Here is a 2191-nt window from a genome sequence, read left to right as displayed (position 1 = left end):
TACCTCTTTACGCTATGAGAATAATGAATTGAAGTGGGATGAATTAGGTGTTGATGTTTTAAGTGTACGACAGGAAGAGTTGTGGGCAATAGAAGATTTTAATACCAATATTACTTATCAATATACAACAGCGGCTTATGATAGTGCGAAGGATTTATATGTAACTGCTCAGTTACGCGAGTACTTTGATGTTTCAGTAGGATTTGATTATGTAAATGGTGTTTTACAAATACCTACGGGTTTAACCAGTACCGAACAGACATTGGCGAGTAATTTAGAGAGGACGTATATTGATGAGTTTGAGCAAGGAGTTTCAGCATGTGAGACCTCATGTAATACTACAGTGATGGAGTTTGATGGCTGTGATATAGGAAAGAGTTTGATGTTATTGGATGTTAGTCCAGGAGGTCAGTATGGGTCTACAGATCCACAGAGTACAGATTGGGTATTAAGTGTTTTTAATGATACAGATACTAATGTATTGGGGCGAGCAACAAACAACTCATCATTAAGAGTTAATTGGCGTTATCCTCTGTATGATAGTGTTCTAGGAGGGGTATTAATGTATGCTGATGAGAATGGGGATCGATCTAAGATAGAGGTGATTGATGGTCAGCCAGAAGCATTAACAGCAAGTGATTATTTTGAGGAAGACGGAAAAACTTGGATATATCCTGAGGATTTAAAGAATTTAGAAGACTTTTTAGGTAATTGGCAAGAATCATGGGCAAAGTCATTATTATTTGCACATGCAGAAGCAGAATATTACAAATTTAAAACGCAATTATGCTCAGAGACTTTTGAGGTACCTATTTACAATGTTATTAGAAGGGAGTTAGAGCCAGAGAATAGGTGGTTAACCTCGGATGAGTTTGATTCTTATATTACAGAGATCAAGACTTATGATGGGGCTAAGACGGCTCTTTTATTAGGTGCAGACAAAGAAGCGATATTTAATCGTGATCCTTATTTTAATTTAATGATTCCTGGAGTTCATACTCATACAGAGAATGATAAAAAGATCATGCAGCGTGCCTTGAACACGCAATATGAAGAGGAAAAGGAAGGACATAAGGTAACGATGATAGAGTTGGCTTATATCACCAATACCTACAATGGATTATCCGACCCTATAACAATAGATGGATCTAGTTTTAATATTTCTAAGATCGAAGCTAAGTCAGAGGCTGTACGAAATAAGATTTGGGAGACCTATAAGGCTTATTATCTAGGGTTAAAACAGAGAATCATTCACGTGTTTATGAATGATAGAGCAGCTTGGGTACATAGTTATAATGGATGTATTGGAGAGGCTCCTTCAGGGGCTAACTACACTCATGATTATACTAAGGTATTGAGTAATTATAGTGATTTGACTCCTGAATGGAGAAGTGGAACGAATAAATATTGTCATGGAGTAGCGGCTTGGGAGACTAAGGAGAAGCGTTTTCCACCAGTAGATCTTTTATATGATTCACAGGCGGCTAATTCTGAGGATGTTTTAAATCAAGGGTACTCAGATGGTAAGCATGATCAATATGTTCAAACAGGGAAATGTCCTTTAGCTCATGATTTAGAATATACTTTAGATGGTTTGGTGAATGACAAGGTAAGTTCAGGCCCTAATGCTTTACCGATTAACAACCTTAATCAAGTAGAGTATAAAGGGCAGTATATAACAAGAAGTGTTTTTGAAGGAATAGGAGGCGTTGCTCAGCCTAGGTTATATTTATCAAGTGATGTTCAAGGGACAGAATTGTCTTTAAAGATAGAGACGAATGAAATCTGTAAGTTAGATCTTTCGGGTACAGGCTATCAGTGGAGTAATTACAACGTTGATGCTACCACAGGTTGGGTGATACAGAATTTCGAGAAAGTTTATTATACTCATTATGAAACATCGTTAGATGGTACAAGTACAATATTTCATTTTAAGGTTTTAGCAAGAGCGCTTGTCAATCGAGAACTTAAGGATATTATATTAAGAGGAACAACGAGTTTAGCTATCGGAGAATGTCATGTATCTAATGGATCAGGCGGAGGAACAACAGCAGGCGTAGGAGAGGATTTAGGATTAGGCGATGGAAGTTTTAGCCCTTGTCCAGGAGGATGTGATACTCCAACGGGAGTTGATGGAGATAATGATGGCGTTGATGATGGGTGTGATGTTTGTCCCCCCGACCCTAATGAT

1 protein-coding gene is annotated in these 2191 nt (G+C 37.7%); it reads left to right on the top strand.

Going from position 1 to position 2191, the window contains the following annotated elements; all coding sequences use genetic code 11:
- A partial coding sequence (locus ACKTTV_RS10000; RefSeq protein WP_408030703.1) for a hypothetical protein occupies positions 1-2191 on the top strand: 2191 nt, incomplete at both ends.

Origin of the sequence: Tenacibaculum xiamenense (genome assembly GCF_964513065.1) — a bacterium.
Classification (GTDB): Bacteria; Bacteroidota; Bacteroidia; order Flavobacteriales; family Flavobacteriaceae; genus Polaribacter; species Polaribacter xiamenense.
The sequence above is the reverse complement of the archived record's forward strand: the minus strand, read 5'-3'. Positions and strand labels throughout refer to the sequence as shown.